This is a genomic window from Prochlorococcus sp. MIT 1306 (assembly GCF_047304515.1).
In the GTDB taxonomy this organism is placed as follows: domain Bacteria; phylum Cyanobacteriota; class Cyanobacteriia; order PCC-6307; family Cyanobiaceae; genus Prochlorococcus; species Prochlorococcus marinus_D.
This window is the reverse complement of record NZ_CP138959.1, coordinates 332,045-350,441: the sequence shown is the minus strand read 5'-3', so window position 1 is coordinate 350,441 and position 18,397 is coordinate 332,045. Positions and strand designations below refer to the sequence as shown.

Sequence of the window (18,397 nt, the reverse complement as noted above, 5' to 3'; positions counted from 1 at the left end):
CACGAATAAACCTGGCGAAATGCTCGTCGGAAAAGAACTTCTAGACAAGGCCAGGTCACTCAGCAACCGTCCTGAGGATGAGATTGCTCGTGGCTGCGGATACGTGGGGCCAAGTGGACGTGTCTTGCGCAAGAGTTTCTATCGAGCTCTCGTGGAAGCCAAGGGTTACAAGCTTCCCTCCAGCAGTGGAGGGCCAGCGGCTTCCCGCGGTCGTCAGGCCGAGTTTCGCACTCGGGTCCACGGAAATGGCAACCTGCTTATTGGGCACGCCTATACACGCAGACTCGGCCTAGAACCTGGCCAAGAGTTCCGCATCGAAATCCACCGAGAATCAGGTGCTATCTGGTTGCTCCCACTAGAAAATGAGGGTGACAAGAAGTAATTTGCCCCCTCCTTAATGCTTTGGTCTCTCCATCATCAACATCGCCTTAGAAACACCCGAAAATTAGCAATTGGCACAACTGAATAGATCTTTTTTAGCCATTTCAGGTGAGTGCAGGGGGCTGGTTGTCGTCGTGCAGGGTTGAGCTAAAGGCAATCAAGTCAATGCCACTAAACAGAAAGCTGATTCCCACCAATACTCCGAGTACCCACGACAGCTGCCAAAACTTCATTGTCACAATCAACAAGCCAAGAATAAAAGTGATCACCCCATTGGCAATTGCCCAGCCAGACCCTGAGCGTTTTGCGTGCTCCAGTCCAGTAAAGAAAGCCACGACACCCTCTGCCAAAAACACGATGCCAATCGCCAAGGCAAATGTCGCCACCTGAACAGCTGCTTCAGCAGGGTTCTTCATATTTGAGATCATCGATGCGCCTGCTACCAAGAACAGTGTTGATACCACTAGACGCCAAAAACAAACCCAACGGGCCATACGGGAAGAGCGAGCAAGGTTGCTAATCCAGCCAACGATGCCGCCCACCAGAAACAACACAGCAATCAACCCGGTCGTCCAACTTGCAGCGACCACCGGAAAGATCAAAGCCAACACACCAAGCACGATCAACACAATGCCTTCAGCAATCGCAAAGGCCTTGAAAGTGACCAAAGAATCCTGACGTTCATCAACGGTCATGAAATGTTCAAAATGAACAACATCTGAACGCTATTGAGGGTCTCCTGATCCGGCCATGCTTTGTAAGATGCATGTGCAAAAGACGTAGCGACTCAGCTCCACCCATGGCTGGCAAGCCACTCCGTTGAGATCTCTTGAGTGTTCCGGTTGCTTGCCATTGGTAAATGAGGCGCCCCTGCCAAAAGACGCTCGGTGTATTTGGCCAACAGATCGGCCTCCAGATTCACCACAGCTCCAACCTCCAACTGTTGTAAAGACGTGCTCGTCCAGGTATGAGCTATCACCGCTATCCAGAACCGACTGCCGTCTTCAACGCATCCCGCAACAGTGAGACTGATGCCATCTAAAGCAATGCTGGCTTTTTCGCAGACATAGCGTCCGAAGGCAGGATCTTGCCAGCAGACCTCCAGATACCAGGACGTTGAGCGAGCATCCAGAGCCACCACCTCTCCAGATCCATCAACATGGCCACTGACCAGATGGCCTCCGAGACGGTCGCAGAGGCGAAGGGCTGGTTCAAGGTTCACAACCCCACCGCGATCCGCCTTGGCCCCAAGGCTGGTTCGACAAAGCGTCTCCTCACTGACATCAGCACGAAAACCATCCGCGATCAATTCAGCCACCGTCAGGCAGACCCCATCAACAGCAACACTGTCTCCCTCTGCCAGAGGTGCTAATGGGGAACAGCCTTGCACCAACAAGCCCGTCGCTCGACGCTGCACCCGTCCCACCGCCTGAACTAGCCCCGTAAACATGGCAGGCCGTATGTGGCAACATCACTGGCCATAATCGGACAAAAGGGGGATGGGGGGTCAGTGGTCGAGATGAGCGTTGCCGGTCTCGCACTCGACGCGTCCAGCCGCAGCCCAATCGTGCTGCTCAGGGATCCATCCGGACGAAGACAGGTGCCGATCTGGATCGATCAAGCCCAGGCGCACAACATCATGGCCGGAATTCAGGACTCACCTATACCAAGACCACTGAGCCACGACCTCATGGTGGCCCTGCTCAAAGCAGGAAATCTTCAACTTGAGAGGGTCATCATCCACGCGATTGAAGACAACACATTCCAGGCTGTACTCAAACTTCGTCTTAAGGCATCAGAGGAAGAACCGGAGGAAGAGAAGACTCCTGAGGAATCAACACTGCTGCTTGAAATTGATGCTCGTCCTAGTGATGCCATCGCCCTTGCAGTCCGCACCAAAAGCAGCATCTGGATGCTCGAGGAGGTCGTAGCAGAAGCCTCAATTCCTGTAGATGCCGAGGCTGACGCAGAAGATCAGAACGAATTCCGCCGCTTCCTTGATGAAGTGAGTCCTGCGGCTCTGGTCCGTCACCTCCAAACCCGTGAAAGTGAAACAGACGAACCCTTCAATTCTCCAGATCCCGATCCCGATCCCGATCCCGACCACCAGAAATGATGCCAATACGACGCCCCTTTGGTCGGGGACCGGCAGTGAGCCTATTCACCCTTGGGACGATGAGGGCAATCGGCTCAGCCGAGCAAATGTATGGGGTTGTTAAAGCTGCCCAGGCCGCTGGCATTAACCACATCGAAACCTCCCCGGCCTATGGCCCGGCAGAAAGTTTTCTTGGCACTGCTCTGCGACAGCTGCAACAAAACCAAGCTGAACCTTCTGGAGGCTGGGTCATCACCAGCAAACTTCTGCCAGGGCTAAGCCTGAAAGAAGGGCAGTGCGAATTGCACAACCTTTTGGCGCGACTTGGACGACCAAAGCTTGAAAACCTTGCAGTTCATGGCCTCAATCGCCCTGAGCACCTGGAGTGGGCCCTAAGGGGAGACGGCGCAGCGCTACTGCGTTGGGCTGAGGAAGAGGATCTTGTTGTTCAAGTGGGATTCACTAGCCATGGCTCATTTCCCCTCATCAAGGAAGCCTTAGCAAGCGGTCGTTTTCAATTCTGCAGCCTGCATCTGCACCTACTAGATCCCGAACGTATTCCCCTGGCACAGGAGGCCCTTGCATCAGGCATGGGTGTGATGGCCATCTCCCCTGCTGATAAAGGAGGACGGCTTCAAGACCCAAGCCCAACCCTGGTTGAGGACTGCAGGCCACTCTCGCCTCTCCAACTTGCCTATCGCTTCCTGCTGGCTGCAAAGATCAGCACCCTCAGCCTTGGTGCTGCTCAGCCAGAGGACCTCACCCTTGCTGCGCAGTTGGCCAACGCCGATGGGCCACTCAATCAACGCGAGCAAAGAGCTCTCAACCAACTACGCCAACAAGGTGAGCGCCGCCTAGGTGAAAACCGATGCGGCCAGTGCAAAGCCTGCCTGCCCTGCCCAAATTCTGTACCCATACCAGATCTACTACGACTACGAAATCTGGCCGTAGGCCATAACCTTCAAGCTTTTACAGAAGAGCGTTACAACCTGATCGGACGAGCAGGACACTGGTGGGAAGGTATTGATGGCAGCGCCTGCGAGCGCTGTGGCGAATGCCTACCCCGCTGCCCCCATCACCTGCCGATCCCGGATCTCCTCGCTGACACGCACCAACGCCTAGCGGCAGCTCCCAGGCGCAGGCTATGGGGTTGATTGGCGCCAACGCTGATCCAGCTCAATCTGCTGAACAGCTGTAAGCACTGGTAAGGACCAACAACGCGACCAGACCTGCTTGGATGGCAACACAATGGAGCGATAGGCCTTAGGAATTGCTCTTAAGGCAAGACGCAACTCTGCACGTGGCAACGGAGGGATCCAGCCACCGGCAAGCAATTGTCCCAGCAGAGGCTCCTGCCAAGATTGCTCGACCCATTGCTGTGGCAATGGCTCCCGAGTCAAGGCAGACCGGACAAGAACAGTCCAGTTCAATGGGGCTCCACTGTTGGGGAGTACCACGCTGAGCCTTGGGTCACGACGCAAGCTCGGCAAGCAGCGCTGTAGCGGCAATACCGCGACCCGAGCTTTCCCTTGAATTAACCAGTTGAGGCCCTGGCGATCATCAAAGGTGTAGGCCTGAGCACGCAGCTGCCGCAATCCATCAGCAACCTGCATCCTCTCAGCCAGAGACATCAGAAGACGGGGGCTCTGGGGTAACACCACCCGCCCCTTAAGAGCCGGGTCTAACAAAACCTGCCAGCCAGACCTTGCCTGTAATGCCCAAGGATCACCCTGACGAAAGAGCAACACCCAGGGGCTGACCCCAACAGGCAGAACTCGAGACTGAAGGGCTGATCCCAGGCTGAATTGAAAGGCCCTCGCCTGACCATCGAGCCGGTCTTGAAGCCCAGGCGCTTCGATCCGCTGCAAGGTTTTTGCGGGCAAGCTCGTCAGCCAACCATCACCAAGAGCCAACAGGTCATTGCCCTGCTCGAGTGCGGCGATGAAAGGGTTTCTACCTGCATCAACTTCAATCGGTTGATAGCTCCAAGGCACGGGCAAACTGCGCCGCCATTTCTTTGGCAACGTTTCCGGAGTGGCTCTCAACAAAGGGGCTGCTGAGGCACGTCCACAGCTCGCTAAGCCCATCAGCCCAGCCATCAAGCCCAGTTTTAGCAGCTCTCTTCGTCCAAGCTGCCTTTGTTCAAGCATGGCGCCACTCATCGATCAGACCCTACGAAGCGGAGAAAATCTCATGAGCAAGACGTCCCCAACAATTGGTTCATAGCTTGATCACACGCCTCCAACAGCTGCTCACAAGAAGCCCCTTGAAGCTGAGCCAATAGCGCCAGGGCTCCAGCACCAACACCTTCTTTGACATATCCAAGCTCATAATCCTGAAGAGCACGATGCTGACTGTTATGAAAACGCAGCCCTGTGGCCAAGCCCAAAAGGCGAACACCGAAAGACTCCCCTACGCAATCGATCAGACACTCAAGTGCACCTGGCCTGCCATCTGAACGCTTAGCCTCCTCTGCCAGCCAAGACGTGGTACCCAGCACAATCCCATCAACCATGTCCTGGCGATGGGATGGTTCCATAGCTGCCAAGGCCAGAGCCAGCACGGCCACCATCTGACTGCCACCGCCAAGCATGACAGGCTGACCAGCCTCTCTTGCACCAAGTAGCAGCCCAACAGCTACGGGCTGAAACGGATCACCTAAGGCCGCAATCACTCGCTGAGGTGGAGGGTTAAACCCCAAGGCCGCTTTACTCAATCCACGATCAACCAACTCCTGTTTCAAGACCATTGGTGCCTGACGAGCACTACCACTGATCAGATCAGCAACCTGCAAGCCAAGCCCGGTGAGTACAGCCTGAGCCGTGGTCGTTCCTCCAGGGACACATTCGGCCAATACCAAAGGACGACGAAGACCTCGCCCAAGGCAAAAGCCACGCTGCCAGAGAGCATGCACACGCGATAGACCCATGGCCTCACCAGTACTCAAACAAGCAGCCGGGCCCATTCCCGGCGCCTCCAGGCGCAGATGGTGGAATGGTGGCGACAGGGTTAAGCCCACCGCCGCCACCAATGGGTTTACGCCAATCCAACGAGCGGCAACATAACTAATCAGGGCCGGTGAGATCCCTGCAGGAAGAGGTGGAAGCGAGCACAGCCTTGGCCTATCAGGGCCCTTAAGCAGCAGTTCCGCATCTGCCACAGCTGTGTAGCGACGGGCAGCTGAGGTAGCACCTGCCGCCGAAATGCCCTCCACCTCGGCAGTACGCGTGCCAGCCAACACCAACAGTAAAGAAAACCCCAGGCCCCCATCCCGCCAGGGCCTTAACCATCTCTCCTGCGCGGCTGGAGATGCACCTGCACCAAAGGCTTTACAACCTAAAGGTAGACCTCTAGGAGGCGAACCCGGCTTGAAATTAGAGGGGATCCAGGGCAACGAGGCCATGCAGAAGTCTGGGGGGCTCGGGAATTGGTCCCTGCAGCCGAGGAAAAATCCAGAAGGCCAGCGCATGAAGAACAAGCACGTAGACCAACTCTTGAAAAACCACCAAAGCAAAGGCCATCAGCTGCACATGACTGAGATCTGGGGCCAGAGGCAAATTGAGCAGGTCCACCAATCGATCAAGCAGACCTGATCCTGCTCGGGTGATCACCACCCAAAGGTTCTCACCCACCAAAAGCGACAGAACCACAACTCTTACCAGAAAACCCGCTGTTCCAATCACAACTCCACACCCCCAACTCACCCACCAGCTCAGCCCACGATGCCAACTCCAGCCAAGCCAGAAAGCTAGAAAGCCATAAGGGAACAGCACCAAGGGACCACGAACAGGCCCCATCAAGGCAATCAACAAAAGCACCGCCAGGGCAACACCCTCTAGCCCTGCCTTAGAACCGCGACGCACATGCAGCAGGGCTAAAGGCAATGGCAACGCCAGCCGAAACAGGGCTCCACCAACAGGGAGGTAATAGAGCGCCACCCAGATCAGAGCTGAAGCAGCCGCAAGGTAAGAAGTCTCCATCATTCTCAGGGCCTGGCGACGGCTTATCGGTTGAGAAGCTCTCGCACCCTTGCGCAAGCCACCAAACCAGATCAAGGCTGCGCTCCCATACCGGAAGGCGGCACTCTGATCAAAGACTGATCCTTGACCCGTTCAATCGTCTCAACCTCAAAAGTCACTCCAGCCATTCGTAATGCCTGAGTGACGGCTTCTGCGGGCGCCGAAGGATCGGCAGCGGACAACTTGATGGTGATGCGATAAGGCTGCGGAGTAACAGGGTTACTAGCCAACTCTGGCTTCTGCTCAACCTGTCTCGATGTCTGAGGATTAGCAGCTTCCGGTTTGCTCACGTCCTGATCAGGAGCTCTTGAGTCAGATGAAGAGTTCGTGGGTTCTGGATCACTGGAAACAGGTGCGACAGGCACAGGCTCCTGCGTGGGAGCATCAAAACTGTTCGCAAGTTCCTGGCCAAACGGCGTATTGGCGCAGGACTGCAACATCAACATAAGCAGCGGAACACACAGGCTTAACCCATCAGCAAGTAAGCCCCTTGCACTCACCTTGAGCATCAAACCTCACCAGGCTTTATGACCCGAACAGCACTGGCTCGCAACCGACCTGTCTTTGTAGTAGCAGGAGGTTTACGAGTTTTTGGTTTGCTTGCGGCGGGTTTTTTGCTGGTTGTTGAAGTGCTCTTTTTGCGTCGACTTGTCTTCTTACTTAAAGCCTTGGCAGCCAATAGCTCCACTGCTACATCAAGAGAAATGTCCTCGACGCCCTTCCCTTCAGGTAACGAGGCATTGAGCTTGCCCTGCTTGACATACAAGCCATAGGGACCGTCAAAAACCTGCACCGTCTCCTCACTCCCCTCCGGGATGCCAAGGTCTTTCAACGCAGTCCGGCCGCCCCTGCCCCGCTTGGGCATCGCCAAAAGCTCTAGTGCACGGCTCAGCCCCACCGCCAGCACGTCATCCTCCCCCTTAAGGGAGCGATAGTCCTTCTCTCCCTTGCTCTTATCCCAAACCACATAGGGTCCGAAGCGACCCAAACCCGCCTGAATTCGTCCACCATCAGGATGATCTCCCAGTAAGCGCGGCAGACGCAGTAAGCCCAGTGCCTCATCAAGGCTGAGCTCATCAGGCTTCTTGCCTTTGGGCAAGGATGCCCGCTTCGGCTTGGGGTTGTCCTCACCCACCTGACCTCGTTGCACATAAGGCCCGTACTGACCAAAAAGGAGGTAAACCTGATCACCGGTTTCCGGGTCTTCCCCAATCGATTCCGGGCCATCAGCTTTCTGCTTGAGAATCAGCTCAGCTTTCTCTGCATCAAGATCAGCAGGGGTGATCTCTTGAGGGAGGGTGGCCTTAAGCGATTCCTCCTCGCCGTCATCACCCACTCGTTTGGCTTCCAGATAGGCCCCAAAACGACCGATGCGCACCACACAGGGCAATCCCTCCAGATCAACAGTGCGAGACACACTGGAGTCGATGTCACCTTCACGCTGCTGAACCTGACTCTCAAGGCCCTTTTCGCCCTTGTAGAACCCTTCGAGATAAGGCAACCACTGCACCTTACCCGTGGAAATCTCATCAAGCGTGAATTCCATCCGAGCCGTAAAGCTGGTATCGACAAGATCTGGGAAATGCTCCTCTAGAAGAGCGGTTACAGCAAAAGCAGTGAAACTGGGAGTAAGGGAGTTGTTTTGCAATGCTGCATAACCTCGATCAACGATGGTGCCGATGATGCTGGCGTAGGTGGAAGGCCTGCCAATGCCCTCCTTCTCGAGCATCTTCACCAGTGAAGCCTCGCTATAGCGAGCCGGCGGCTGAGTCTGGTGACCGAGGGCATCCACATCCTGCAGCGTGGGCGAATCGTCAACCGCTAAATCAGGCAGCAAAACTTCCTGGCCTTCCAAGGCAGCGTCTGGATCATCACTGCCCTCCACGTAAGCGCGAAAGAAACCTGGGAAATCAATGCGCTTTCCCGTGGCCCGAAATTTGGCATCAGCCACACGAAGATCAACAGCCAGCATGGTGAGTCGAGCCTCGGCCATCTGGCTGGCCACTGTTCGCTTCCAAATCAACTCATATAGGGCCATGTCGCGCCCTTCAAGTCCAGATTCACTTGGGGAACGGAAGCTTTCACCCGCTGGTCGTATCGCTTCGTGAGCCTCCTGGGCATTGCGTGACTTAGTACTGAACTGACGTGGAGTTTTGCTCAGATAATCATCGCCATAGCGTGACCCCACGCAGCTCCGAGCAGCCTGAATAGCCTGCTCGGATAGATGAACAGAGTCAGTTCGCATATAGGTGATGAAGCCACGCTCATAAAGCCCCTGGGCACACCGCATCGTTTCCCTGGCCGAAAACCGCAACTTGCGATTTGCCTCCTGCTGCAAAGTGCTTGTCGTGAAAGGAGGCACCGGTTTACGTACCGTTGGCTTCTCTTCCACCGCCTCAACCCGCCACTGACTGCTGCGCACGGCCTCGGAAAGAGTGAGCGCATCTGATTCGCCAAGCAGTCGAACATTTCTGCCAGCCTTTAAAGCGCCTGTCGCTTCATCGAAATCACTGCCGGTAGCAATCTTCTGGCCGTCCAGGCTGGTGAGCTTTGCCTCAAATTGACCACCACCCTTTTCAAGTTTGGCCTTTAGGTCCCAATAGCTGCCGCTACGGAAAGCCCTACGGGCACGTTCACGCTGCACAAGCAACCGCACAGAAACTGACTGCACCCGACCGGCGGAGAGTCCCCATGCAACCTTCTTCCACAACAGAGGCGAAAGCGTGTATCCCACCAAACGGTCAAGAATCCGTCGCGTTTCCTGGGCATGGACCAGCTCCATGTCGAGATCTCTGGGCTGCTCAAGAGCCTTAGCAATGGCTTCTTTGGTGATCTCGTGAAACACCATCCGCTTGACAGGCACTTTGGGAGCCAACAGCTGCAGCAAATGCCAGCTGATGCTTTCGCCCTCTCGATCTTCGTCAGTTGCCAACAACAGCTGATCAGCCTCCTTCAAAGCTGCCTTCAGCTCCTTGACCACCTTCTTTTTGTCCTTCGGAACCACATAAAGAGGTTCGAAATCCGCGGTGGTGTTTACGCCGAGGTTGGCCCATTTCTGCCCCTTCTGGGCCGCAGGGATCTCACTGGCGTTGTTGGGCAGGTCGCGCACATGGCCCATGGAGGCCTCCACACGGAAGTCCTTGGGCAGAAACCCTCGAATGGTTCTCGCCTTGGTAGGGCTTTCGACAATGACCAGAGTGTTCGCCACAGACGATATGTAACCGTTCCAATCTTTATCGCACCGGCAAGCAAGCTGCATGATGCGATGTTCTCAATAAGGTATAGCAAGGCAGCACAGCTACAGTCACGCAAATTGGTCTGATCGTGCACGCGTCATGCCCGAAATGGGTGTATTTCTTCTCGCCACCCAGGCCATGGCAGCTCCAGGGGAGCTGCTCAACCTTGCACTGAATGCTGGTGCGATTGCCCCTGAAGGGGCTGTTCTCGTCGCAATGCTGGCGACCCTACTTGTGGACTTGGCCGGTGAGCAGGCTGCAGCCCGCTGGGTCCCCCCCATTTGTTATGCCGGCCTTGGCACAGCACTCGTGCTCCTCGCCCAGCAATGGAATGCCCCTCTGGAACCCTCGTTCCTTGGAGCTTTTCTGGCTGACAACCTGGCCATTGCCTTTCGGGCCGTGGTGGCGCTCTCTACCTTGCTGTCACTACTGATCAGCTGGCGCTACGCGGAACAGAGCGGCGCGCCAATTGGTGAATATGCTGCCATCCTTCTGGCCGCAACCCTCGGGGCAATGCTCCTTTGCGGCTCAACTGATCTTGTGAGCGTGTTCGTCTCCCTCGAGACCCTCTCCGTGGCGAGCTACCTACTGGCTGGCTACATGAAACGAGATGCCCGTAGTTCCGAAGCAGCACTCAAATATCTGCTGGTGGGCTCCGCCGCGGCAGCAGTATTTCTCTACGGCGCCTCTCTTCTCTACGGGCTCAGCGGCACCACCAGCTTGCAGGCTATTGGCATTGCTTTACTCACCAGCCCGACTCCACTGGCCGCACTATCACTGGTCTTCGTACTTGCCACGGTGGCCTTCAAAATTGCTGCGGTGCCTTTCCACCAATGGACCCCGGATGTCTATGAAGGATCGCCAACTCCAGTGGTCGCATTCCTCTCAGTGGGGTCTAAAGCTGCTGGCTTTGCTCTTGCACTGAGGTTGTTGGTTGGTTGCTTCGGTGCCTTCGACAACCAATGGAAATTGCTTTTCACCGTGCTGGCTGTATTGAGCATGACCCTGGGCAACGTCGTCGCGCTGGCGCAGACATCAATGAAGCGAATGCTGGCCTACAGCTCCATCGGCCAGGCAGGATTCGTGATGATTGGCCTGGTGTGCGGAACCGAAGACGGCTTCGCTGCAATGGTTCTCTATATGGCGGCCTATCTATTCATGAACCTGGGAGCCTTTGCCTGCATCATCCTCTTCTCGATCCGCACGGGAAGTGATCGAATTTCTGACTATGCAGGTCTCTATCAGAAGGATCCGTTGATAACGCTGGGACTCAGCCTCTGCCTTCTTTCCTTGGGTGGCATACCTCCGATGCTCGGATTTTTTGGCAAGATCTATCTTTTCTTTGCTGGCTGGGCCGACCATCAATACCTCCTCGTCGTTGTTGGCCTAGTGACCTCCGTAGTGTCGATTTATTACTACATCTCTGTCATCAAAATGATGGTGGTCAAAGAACCAAAAGAAGCTTCCGATGTCGTGAAGTCCTATCCATCGATCCAGTGGTCAACGATTGGCATGCCTCCACTTCGAATAGCACTAGTGGGTTGCGTTGTTGTAACAGCCGTTGGGGGGATCCTTTCAAATCCTCTCTTTCAATGGGCGAATAATGCCGTAGCCGGCACGCCGCTTCTCCAGGAAGCCATTGCTCTAGGCAGCCAACGATCCATTGGCTAATCCAACGGCAAGCAGCACACCCGTCGCCGTGCTAAGCGATGTCAGCAAGCTCTACGGACAAGGAGCTGGAACAGTAAAAGCTCTAGATCATCTCAATCTGATCGTGTATCAAGGGGATTATTTAGCCGTGATGGGTGCCAGCGGCTCGGGCAAGAGCACAGCCATGAACATTCTCGGTTGCCTGGATCGTCCCACCAGCGGCAGCTATCGGCTCAACGGGGTAGCCGTCGAAGATCTCGATGATGACGCTCTGGCGAATCTGCGTAATCAAGAACTGGGCTTTGTTTTTCAGCAGTTTCACCTACTCCCTCAGGCCACAGCCCTGGAGAATGTAATGCTGCCAATGATCTATGCCGGGGTGCCTGCTGTCCAGCGAAGAGAACAAGCTGAACAAGCTCTCGAGCGAGTAGGTCTCAGCAAACAAATGGGAAACCGCCCCAATCAACTCTCGGGAGGTCAGCAGCAGCGTGTTGCAATTGCCCGAGCAATTATCAACCAACCAGCTCTACTGCTGGCTGATGAACCCACGGGTGCTCTCGACTCAAGAACCACAGAAGATGTTCTCAACCTTTTCGATGAGTTGCATCATCAGGGGATCACTCTGGTCTTGGTCACCCACGAAAACGATGTTTCCGAAAGGGCCGACCGAATGGCGCGCTTCCACGATGGTCAAGTCGTTCGGGACTGGAGCGCTGAGCTCGCTGCTACTGATATCAGATCAATCAAAGAATGAACCAAACCGATTCCCCTAATCGCATCGAAAAATCTGGTGAGACCCAGCCTCTTACCGTGGCGATAGTGGATGACGATCCCAGAGTTCGTGAATTGCTCAAGGAGGAAATTCAAGACGAAGGTCATCACGTCTTGAGCTTTGAATCGGCCGAAACCTTTCTTGACAAAAGCTCTTTGGAGAGCATTGATTTAGTTCTGCTGGACCTGATGATGCCAGGAATGAATGGGCTGGAATGCCTGCAGCAACTACATCGACAAGCTTGTCATGACAAATTGCCGAGGATTGTTGTTGTATCCGCCCTCAGTGACCCAAGCAAGCAGCGCCAGGTACTCGAGGCCGGTGCTGAAAGCTATGTCATCAAACCAGACCTCTTCGAGAGACTTCCCACCCTCCTAAATGGATCCACACCCTGAAGGAGGGGCCCACGCATAACCATTGATTGCACAAGGTCTCGATCCAGACAAACTGCTTAAGTATTCACCAGGTTTATTGCATGAATGACTAACGCATCATCACCTAGAACCAGAGTCCTATTGGTGGATGATGAACCGAGGCTGACAGAACTTCTACGCCTAGAGCTTGATGTTGAGGGTTATGAGGTCAGCGTGGCGGAGGATGGCGCCTCAGGGTTGATCAAAGCTCGAAGTGATCCATCACCAAACCTAATCATTCTTGATTGGAACCTTCCTGATTTCACAGGTGTCGATATCTGTCAACGTATTCGTTCTAGTGGCATTAAGACACCGATCTTGATGCTCACAGGTCATGACGATGTCACCGATCGCGTCAAGGCACTGGATGCTGGAGTTGATGACTATCTAACCAAACCCTTCTCCATTGAAGAGCTCATGGCCAGATTACGAGCCATGCAACGCAGAGCAGAGCAATTCTCAGAAGACTCTGGCATCGAGCATCAACCAGAGACCATACAAGTGGCGGACTTAAAGATGAACACCAGCACAAGGGATGTAACGCGCGACAATCGCACGATTCAACTTTCCGTAAAAGAATATGAGTTACTACATTTCCTAATGGTTGGCGCAGGAAAAGTTCACGAGCGTGACGCCATTATGAAAGCTGTATGGGGAGAGGACTTCTTCGGAGATGACAATCTTCTAGACGTTTACATCCGCTATCTGCGCCAAAAGATTGAACAAAAAGGTGTTGCTACTTTGATTCACACAATTCGCGGGGTTGGCTTCATCCTTCGAGCAGAGTAATACATACAAATTACCTTTGGCTTTTATAATGAAAATGCCTGAAGCTATATTCACATGAAGAAGGACTTCTTCCCCCAGCGCATTTCCACAAAGGCATTTTTCTTTATAGACGACTTAGAAACTGTATCCGCAGAATAAATCTTCCCGCTTCCAGACAGTATTCCCTGAGGCTGATTGGCATGAACAGCTTTCAATCGTTTACATTAAAATGCACATCTTAAGAGGTGCATAAAGCTCAATCTTATTCTTTATTAAAACGTCTTGAATATCAAATTCTCGAGCTTGATTTAGAGACGGAAGCAAAGGCCAGCCTCAGCTCCAAACGGACCCGAAGCATCAGTATTAACATTATCAATTGTTTGGAGAGGAGCCCAACCGTAACTAACTTGCCCAAGCACATCAACTTCTTCAGAAGCTGCGTAAGTAACACCAATACCTCCACCGTAAACCCACGCTGCGTCGTTAGTCTTATCTCCCCAAATTGGACCTCCACCAGCGTGAAGGCAAGGCGTACAATTCGAATTAGTGGGAATATCTAGAGCCAAGCCTAAGCCGACTCTCCAAAATAAATTATTCATATTAGGGTCATATTTATAGCCGCCTCCGCTGAAGCTGCCTATATCATGCCATCTATGCGCAGACATGTCAGCCCGGATAGACCCAAAATCGTATCCAATGCCTATACCACCAACCAAGACATTACGTTCATCAGCAGATACACTTTGACCGTGAAGATCTCCATCCACTGTTTCACCTCATCCTATTCCAATCCCTATTTAGATGTAAGGAGCTAATTGAGATTCACTTGCCTATTTCTCCTATGCACTAACCGGCTGAACCGAGCCTATTAGAAGAGAGAGTCCAATTGCCGATGATGGCACTGAAGCTTTGATTATGTTTTTCAATTTAGAATGAATGAATTTTCAATTATAAGCGCTCATCTTGCACTCTTCTCATGCCTCCAATTTATTATATAAAAGTGTAGCCTATGTGGGCTCTTGAATGGTATTTGACTGTTGAGTTTTGCGCAAATTGTATTCTCAATACTCAGAGTTCTTCCATTGGGAGAGATCAAAAGATTTCTTTATCCTTCGCGAAGAAAGGTATTCATTGATTAAGGCCGTTCGAGGCTCTCGATCAACTGACCGACCAACAGCGAAACCGGGTCGACACCTGAAGCCATGAGTGGATTGAGATCCAACTCACCGGGATCCATCGGAACCCAACCGCCACCCTGAGGGCGTCTCAATTCGAAATGGAGATGTGGACCAGTGCTTAAGCCGGTACTACCAACCCTACCAATCACCTCCCCTTGACGAACCCGCTGACCCGGCCGCAGATAAATCTCTGAAAGATGCCCATAAAGCGTGCGCCTGCGAGGAGCATCATGTTCCAGTTCAACAGCAATGCCATAGCCCCCAGCTAGGCCGCTACTGACAACAGTTCCCGTTAATGCAGCCACCACCGGAGCACCTTCTGGTGCGGCTAGGTCTTTACCCGCATGCATCAACCAACTGCCAATCACAGGATGCAAACGCATGCCGAATTCACTACTGGTAAAAGCCCCACCAATGATCGGGAAAAGAAGCTGACGATCTCCATTCCCTCGCAGGGGCTTGGGCCTCGGAGTCACCGCAAACACTGAAGCCAAGCTGAAGCCACTCCCAGAGCCTGCCAACAATGCCGAAACCGGAACCGTAAGCGGCGGCAATAGCCGACCGCCAGGGCCACGGCGCAGCAAGCTGAACTGGGAACGACCTCGACGCCCCCTGGAGCGAAGAGCAACGCCACTGGCACATTCCTTGGCTGAAAGAGCACCACTACGACAGGCCTGCTGCATCCGAGGCACATCGATCGTCAAACCCACCGCATGCCCCTCCAACTGTCGGCGTTCCGCTGAAGTGATCACCTTGTTGCGCTCCAGCTCTTCAAGAGATTGATCAAACCTTTGCGGCCGCTCAAGCTGACTAGCCTCACGCGCAGGCAATAACGGTGCTTGCCGAACCGCTGGAGTAACAGGATCCATTGGCTTGGCAAGGACAGGCACTGAAAGCAGCCATGCAGCAGCGAACCAGCGAAACGGCACCCGATCGGATCCTCAGACGAGAAAAACTATAGAAAAAGTCCAACTCAGTTATCACCAACGTGTCCAGCGCATGGTCCGAGAACCCTGGCTCAGCAAAAGCGACCCATCCAGTCCAAGTCCGATCACGTCCCAGAGTTCACCACCCTTCGGATCACGAACCTGCTTTGTCCAGAGGCGTCGCTCAGCTTCGGCGCAAACCCAATCCGCTCGACCAGCCAAATCCATGGTTCGATCAAGAGCGCATAGCACTTCTGCCATCCAGACCAAAGGCTGACACTGGCCTGATCGAAGCAACTCATCTAAGGCAATCCCTTCTCTGGGCACACGGTTGCAAACATTCAGGCCAAGTCCAATGCGTGCCAGCCTGACGCGACTGCCACGGTGCACCAATCTCGGCAAGAGACCAGCCAATTTACGGTTCCCCACCATCAAATCGTTAGGCCACTTGATACTCACGGGCACTCCCCGCCGCTCGAGCCTTTCAGCCAGCGCCACAGCCACTGCTACTCCAAAAATACCGGCAGAGCACTGAGCATCAAACCAGGGCAAAGCGGCACTGATCCAAACCCCACCGATCGGTGACTGCCAGACCCGACCACGCTGTCCCCTCCCATGGGTCTGGCGATCAGCAAACAAGGCCCGAGGCTGCTGAGCTGAACAAGGCTGCTGCTTCAGCCAATCAGACAACATCAACTCAGTACTCGCACAGACCGGCTGCCATCGCAACTGCCATGGCCTAGCCCCGCAAGACTGCCTACGCCACAAACGGGCAACCGCAGCAGCACCAGTCCATGACTCAGATGTGCGCATGCCACCAAGCCCACATCCGGGCAACTGCCGCCTCCAAATCTTCCACCGGATGGACCAGGGCCAGGCGCAGCCAACCATCCCCGCCGGAACCAAAACCTGATCCAGGCGTCAAGGCAACTCCAGTCTGATCCAAAAGATCTGCCGCCAAAGTCTCATCGTTGTAGTTCTGCTGTTTTGCCCAGGCTGGAATCGGCAACCAAAGATAAAGCGCCATTGATGGACAAGGAGCATGCCAACCCAATGCTTGTAGAGCTGCCAGGGTCCTGTCTCTGCGCTCCCGGTAAACCCCAAGAATCTCTTGAGGCCAATCTTGGGCATCGGTAAGGGCGGCTATGGCGCCTCTCTGTAACGCCAAGGATTGGTTGAAATCCACGACACCCTTGAGCTCACGTAGGGCTGTAATCAAATGTTCAGCACCAATCGCAAAGGCCAATCGGAACCCCCCCAAGCACCAGGCCTTGGAGAAGGAGAAAAACTCAATCCCGCATTCCCTCCAACCAGGACAACGCAACAGAGCTGGCGCCTCACCGTCCAGTGCCAAATCCACATAAGGATTGTCGTGAGCAACCACCACTTGATGACGGATGCCCAGATCCATGGCTTCCGCCAACCAGCTCTGTTCTCCTACCTGGGCTGTGGGGTTATGAGGAAACCCAAAAACCATCATCCGCAACTGGTCCCACTGGCTGTTGCTTAAAGCCTGGAAGTCAGGTCGCCATTCCTGCTCCGGTCGTAGCAGCAGTCGTTCAATACGGGCATCGGCCAAAATCAACCCACCCCGGTGTGAAGGATAAGCAGGATCCAGAATCAAGGCAGAATCCCCAGGATCCAAAACTGCCAAAGGCAGGTGGGCCGTTCCCTCCTGTGAACCGACCAACAACAACACTTCCCGATCTGGATCAACGCTGACACCGAAGCGCCTCTGACTCCACGCAGCGACCGCCTCCCGAAAGGGCCTCGTCGAAGCATGCAAGCAATAGGAAGAGCTCTCAGGTGCCCGTAGAGCAACTTCAATAGCCTCAAGTGCCACCGCTGGCGGTGATAAGTCTGTGGACCCCAGTGACAAATCCAGCAGAGGCAAACTTTGAGGGCCTGCGTTAGCCAGGCGATAAGCCTGCTTACGGCGGTCATTGCGGTCAAAAACGCCACGACCCAATCTGCCTAGACGCCTTGAAGTCGCCATCAACGGAAAGCTAAAACTGTGTTTTGGTGATCGGTTACTACATCCAATAAGCAGCCGTTAAGAACTCCGCAAAGGAGGCAAGACATCTTGCAGCACAATGATCTGCCGATGAAATCCATCCCCTTTCAGAGCTTGTCGATGGCGCGCTTCAGTTCGTCCAACTCAGCATCCACCTCAGCCACCTTGACAGCCTCTACCTCTGGGCCATTGGCATCCTTACTCTCCTCAAGTGAAGACGTCTCCGCGGCGGGCAAAGCCACTGCCTCAGCCCCCCCCTCAAGACGCTGACGAAGAGCAGATAGTTCATCCTCGACATCATTTCCACCTTCCAAAGCAGCAAACTGACTCTCAAGATCAGCACCGGCGAGCTCAGCGGCAGCCTGACTACTGGCTTCCAAGGCCTGGACCTTGTCTTCCATACGATCAAAGGCCGCCATTGCAGAGTTAGTGCCAAGATTGCCCACAGCGCTCTGTAATTGCTGCTGGGCCTTTGCCGCCTGTGCTCTGGCCTTGAGCATGTCCTTCTTGGTTCTGGCCTCGGCGATCTTGCCCTCAAGAGCCACTAGGCTCCGCTTGAGAGTCTCCACCTGCCCTTCCTGCCCTTTGAGCTGGTTGGTGAGCGCCGTAGAAGATTCCTGGAAACCCTTACGACGAGTAAGGGCTTCCTTCGCGAGATCCTCCTCACCCTTCTTAAGAGCCAGCTCAGCACGTTCGTACCAGGTTCTAACTTGACCCTCAGCCTGATCAGCCTGATTGCGAAGCCGCTTCTGACTGGCGATGGCCATAGCAACAGCCTGTCGCAACTTGACCAAATCGGCTTGCATGTCCGCAACCGATTGATCAAGGATCTTGACGGGATCCTCGGCCTTACTCACGAGATCGTTGAGATTGGCACGTAATAAGCGACTTAACCGGTCAAAGAAGCCCATCGAGGCATTGAAAAGACCTCTCGGAGGCTAGCGA

General features: G+C 54.2%; 19 protein-coding genes. 7 read left to right on the top strand and 12 right to left on the bottom strand.

Annotated elements, in window-relative coordinates; all coding sequences use genetic code 11:
* Positions 1 to 19: 19 nt before the first annotated feature.
* Positions 20 to 382: an AbrB family transcriptional regulator gene (locus SIB74_RS01810; RefSeq protein WP_011825310.1), complete on the top strand. Its 363-nt coding sequence runs from the start codon at positions 20 to 22 to the stop codon at positions 380 to 382.
* 103 nt (positions 383 to 485) lie between these two features.
* On the opposite strand, the gene SIB74_RS01805 is transcribed toward SIB74_RS01810, so the two are convergent.
* Positions 486 to 1,076 carry an HdeD family acid-resistance protein gene (locus SIB74_RS01805; protein WP_063396219.1) on the bottom strand — a complete coding sequence of 197 codons (591 nt, stop codon included), beginning with the start codon at positions 1,074 to 1,076 and terminating at the stop codon, positions 486 to 488.
* 92 nt (positions 1,077 to 1,168) lie between these two features.
* Positions 1,169 to 1,831, bottom strand: a complete 663-nt coding sequence (locus SIB74_RS01800) for a riboflavin synthase (RefSeq protein ID WP_063396220.1) — start codon at positions 1,829 to 1,831, stop codon at positions 1,169 to 1,171.
* Between the two features lie 69 nt (positions 1,832 to 1,900).
* On the opposite strand from SIB74_RS01800, the gene SIB74_RS01795 reads away from it, so the two are divergent.
* Together SIB74_RS01795 and SIB74_RS01790 are read left to right on the top strand one after the other, a co-directional pair.
* On the top strand, positions 1,901 to 2,497 hold the full coding sequence (locus SIB74_RS01795) for a bifunctional nuclease family protein (RefSeq protein WP_231906089.1): 597 nt from the start codon (positions 1,901 to 1,903) through the stop codon (positions 2,495 to 2,497).
* A complete protein-coding gene (locus SIB74_RS01790; RefSeq protein ID WP_063396221.1) occupies positions 2,494 to 3,630 on the top strand; it encodes an aldo/keto reductase in 1,137 nt (378 codons plus the stop codon). The genes SIB74_RS01795 and SIB74_RS01790 overlap by 4 nt, the downstream gene beginning before the upstream one ends.
* Here SIB74_RS01790 and SIB74_RS01785 read toward each other — a convergent pair.
* The 5 genes from SIB74_RS01785 to topA form a co-directional block, all read right to left on the bottom strand.
* Complete coding sequence (locus SIB74_RS01785) at positions 3,619 to 4,638, bottom strand: ABC transporter substrate-binding protein (protein ID WP_063396222.1); 1,020 nt, start codon at positions 4,636 to 4,638, stop codon at positions 3,619 to 3,621. The two genes, SIB74_RS01790 and SIB74_RS01785, sit on opposite strands and share 12 nt — an antisense overlap.
* A 29-nt stretch (positions 4,639 to 4,667) precedes the next feature.
* Entirely contained in the window at positions 4,668 to 5,879 is a 1,212-nt protein-coding gene (locus SIB74_RS01780) for a nicotinate-nucleotide--dimethylbenzimidazole phosphoribosyltransferase (RefSeq protein ID WP_063396223.1), read from the bottom strand.
* A complete protein-coding gene (locus tag SIB74_RS01775) occupies positions 5,851 to 6,459 on the bottom strand; it encodes a DUF2232 domain-containing protein (protein ID WP_063396415.1) in 609 nt (202 codons plus the stop codon). The genes SIB74_RS01780 and SIB74_RS01775 overlap by 29 nt, the downstream gene beginning before the upstream one ends.
* Before the next feature lie 68 nt (positions 6,460 to 6,527).
* A complete protein-coding gene (locus tag SIB74_RS01770) occupies positions 6,528 to 7,004 on the bottom strand; it encodes a hypothetical protein (protein WP_063396224.1) in 477 nt (158 codons plus the stop codon).
* Positions 7,004 to 9,703 carry a type I DNA topoisomerase gene (gene topA, locus SIB74_RS01765; protein ID WP_197463299.1) on the bottom strand — a complete coding sequence of 900 codons (2,700 nt, stop codon included), beginning with the start codon at positions 9,701 to 9,703 and terminating at the stop codon, positions 7,004 to 7,006. The genes SIB74_RS01770 and topA overlap by 1 nt, the downstream gene beginning before the upstream one ends.
* Positions 9,704 to 9,830: 127 nt before the next feature.
* On the opposite strand from topA, the gene SIB74_RS01760 reads away from it, so the two are divergent.
* The 4 genes from SIB74_RS01760 (at position 9,831) to SIB74_RS01745 (ending at position 13,355) form a co-directional block, all read left to right on the top strand.
* Positions 9,831 to 11,402, top strand: a complete 1,572-nt coding sequence (locus SIB74_RS01760; RefSeq protein WP_063396226.1) for an NAD(P)H-quinone oxidoreductase subunit N — start codon at positions 9,831 to 9,833, stop codon at positions 11,400 to 11,402.
* Positions 11,395 to 12,135: an ABC transporter ATP-binding protein gene (locus SIB74_RS01755; RefSeq protein WP_011825299.1), complete on the top strand. Its 741-nt coding sequence runs from the start codon at positions 11,395 to 11,397 to the stop codon at positions 12,133 to 12,135. Before SIB74_RS01760 ends, SIB74_RS01755 begins: the two co-directional genes overlap by 8 nt.
* Positions 12,132 to 12,548: a response regulator gene (locus tag SIB74_RS01750; protein WP_063396227.1), complete on the top strand. Its 417-nt coding sequence runs from the start codon at positions 12,132 to 12,134 to the stop codon at positions 12,546 to 12,548. Before SIB74_RS01755 ends, SIB74_RS01750 begins: the two co-directional genes overlap by 4 nt.
* A gap of 84 nt (positions 12,549 to 12,632) precedes the next feature.
* Entirely contained in the window at positions 12,633 to 13,355 is a 723-nt protein-coding gene (locus tag SIB74_RS01745) for a response regulator transcription factor (RefSeq protein ID WP_063396228.1), read from the top strand.
* A gap of 287 nt (positions 13,356 to 13,642) precedes the next feature.
* Here the strand turns inward: SIB74_RS01745 and SIB74_RS01740 are convergent, their stop codons facing one another.
* The 5 genes from SIB74_RS01740 to SIB74_RS01720 all read right to left on the bottom strand — a co-directional run bounded on the left by SIB74_RS01740 (position 13,643) and on the right by SIB74_RS01720 (position 18,363).
* On the bottom strand, positions 13,643 to 14,101 hold the full coding sequence (locus SIB74_RS01740; RefSeq protein ID WP_063396229.1) for a hypothetical protein: 459 nt from the start codon (positions 14,099 to 14,101) through the stop codon (positions 13,643 to 13,645).
* Between the two features lie 368 nt (positions 14,102 to 14,469).
* The gene (locus tag SIB74_RS01735) at positions 14,470 to 15,441 is read right to left on the bottom strand and encodes a M23 family metallopeptidase (RefSeq protein WP_063396230.1); all 972 of its coding nucleotides are present in this window, start codon (positions 15,439 to 15,441) and stop codon (positions 14,470 to 14,472) included.
* 51 nt (positions 15,442 to 15,492) lie between these two features.
* Positions 15,493 to 16,251: a biotin--[acetyl-CoA-carboxylase] ligase gene (locus SIB74_RS01730; RefSeq protein ID WP_063396231.1), complete on the bottom strand. Its 759-nt coding sequence runs from the start codon at positions 16,249 to 16,251 to the stop codon at positions 15,493 to 15,495.
* On the bottom strand, positions 16,238 to 17,434 hold the full coding sequence (locus SIB74_RS01725; protein WP_063396232.1) for an aminotransferase class I/II-fold pyridoxal phosphate-dependent enzyme: 1,197 nt from the start codon (positions 17,432 to 17,434) through the stop codon (positions 16,238 to 16,240). The genes SIB74_RS01730 and SIB74_RS01725 overlap by 14 nt, the downstream gene beginning before the upstream one ends.
* Before the next feature lie 125 nt (positions 17,435 to 17,559).
* Complete coding sequence (locus SIB74_RS01720) at positions 17,560 to 18,363, bottom strand: PspA/IM30 family protein (RefSeq protein WP_063396233.1); 804 nt, start codon at positions 18,361 to 18,363, stop codon at positions 17,560 to 17,562.
* Positions 18,364 to 18,397 lie beyond the last annotated feature (34 nt).

Coding starts and splice junctions, on each gene's coding strand:
- SIB74_RS01810 (WP_011825310.1), top strand. CDS start 20: ATGCTCGTCGGAAAAGAACTTCTAGACAAGGCCAGGTCACTCAGCAAC.
- SIB74_RS01805 (WP_063396219.1), bottom strand. CDS start 1,076: ATGACCGTTGATGAACGTCAGGATTCTTTGGTCACTTTCAAGGCCTTT.
- SIB74_RS01800 (WP_063396220.1), bottom strand. CDS start 1,831: ATGTTTACGGGGCTAGTTCAGGCGGTGGGACGGGTGCAGCGTCGAGCG.
- SIB74_RS01795 (WP_231906089.1), top strand. CDS start 1,901: ATGAGCGTTGCCGGTCTCGCACTCGACGCGTCCAGCCGCAGCCCAATC.
- SIB74_RS01790 (WP_063396221.1), top strand. CDS start 2,494: ATGATGCCAATACGACGCCCCTTTGGTCGGGGACCGGCAGTGAGCCTA.
- SIB74_RS01785 (WP_063396222.1), bottom strand. CDS start 4,638: ATGAGTGGCGCCATGCTTGAACAAAGGCAGCTTGGACGAAGAGAGCTG.
- SIB74_RS01780 (WP_063396223.1), bottom strand. CDS start 5,879: ATGGCCTCGTTGCCCTGGATCCCCTCTAATTTCAAGCCGGGTTCGCCT.
- SIB74_RS01775 (WP_063396415.1), bottom strand. CDS start 6,459: ATGATGGAGACTTCTTACCTTGCGGCTGCTTCAGCTCTGATCTGGGTG.
- SIB74_RS01770 (WP_063396224.1), bottom strand. CDS start 7,004: ATGCTCAAGGTGAGTGCAAGGGGCTTACTTGCTGATGGGTTAAGCCTG.
- SIB74_RS01760 (WP_063396226.1), top strand. CDS start 9,831: ATGCCCGAAATGGGTGTATTTCTTCTCGCCACCCAGGCCATGGCAGCT.
- SIB74_RS01750 (WP_063396227.1), top strand. CDS start 12,132: ATGAACCAAACCGATTCCCCTAATCGCATCGAAAAATCTGGTGAGACC.
- SIB74_RS01745 (WP_063396228.1), top strand. CDS start 12,633: ATGACTAACGCATCATCACCTAGAACCAGAGTCCTATTGGTGGATGAT.
- SIB74_RS01730 (WP_063396231.1), bottom strand. CDS start 16,251: ATGCGCACATCTGAGTCATGGACTGGTGCTGCTGCGGTTGCCCGTTTG.
- SIB74_RS01725 (WP_063396232.1), bottom strand. CDS start 17,434: ATGGCGACTTCAAGGCGTCTAGGCAGATTGGGTCGTGGCGTTTTTGAC.
- SIB74_RS01720 (WP_063396233.1), bottom strand. CDS start 18,363: ATGGGCTTCTTTGACCGGTTAAGTCGCTTATTACGTGCCAATCTCAAC.